The 431-nt window shown below is 60.6% G+C and carries 2 protein-coding genes; both read right to left on the minus strand.

The genetic code is table 11. The annotated features are described in order from the left end of the window. A partial coding sequence (locus tag AACY08_RS30065) for an alcohol dehydrogenase catalytic domain-containing protein (protein WP_339472728.1) occupies window positions 1–197 on the minus strand: 197 nt, incomplete at its 3' end. A 44-nt stretch (window positions 198–241) separates the two neighbouring features. Continuing rightward, on the minus strand, window positions 242–431 hold a 190-nt coding region (locus AACY08_RS30070; RefSeq protein ID WP_339472729.1), incomplete at its 5' end, for a bile acid:sodium symporter.

Consider the following 431-nt stretch of genomic DNA (forward strand, 5'->3'; position numbering starts at 1 on the left):
CCCGCGCCTTCATGGCCCAGCACACTGGGAAACAGACCCTCGCTGTCGAATCCGCCGAGCGTGTAGGCGTCGGTATGGCAGATTCCGGTCGCCATGATCTCGACCAGTACCTCGCCCGCTTTTGGACCCTCAAGGTCCAGCTCAACGATTTCCAGCGGGCGCTTCGCTTCGAAGGCGACGGCAGCACGGGTTTTCATGGTCGTTATCCTTTATGGAATGCGTATCGGTGTCAGGTTGAAGGTCAGGCAACCGGAATGGTTTGAGCCGCCTTGGGTTCGTCGACGGCGGAAAGCCCCAATTGCTTCGCCAGTACCGCGCAGACGATGAGCTGAAGCTGGTGAAACAGCATCAGCGGCAGAATGACGAGGCCGACGCCGGCGGCAGGAAACAGCACACCGGCCATAGGCACCCCCGAAGCGAGGCTCTTCTTG

It is taken from the genome of Pseudomonas sp. EL_65y_Pfl1_R83 (assembly GCF_963970695.1).
Classification (GTDB): Bacteria; Pseudomonadota; Gammaproteobacteria; order Pseudomonadales; family Pseudomonadaceae; genus Aquipseudomonas; species Aquipseudomonas tritici.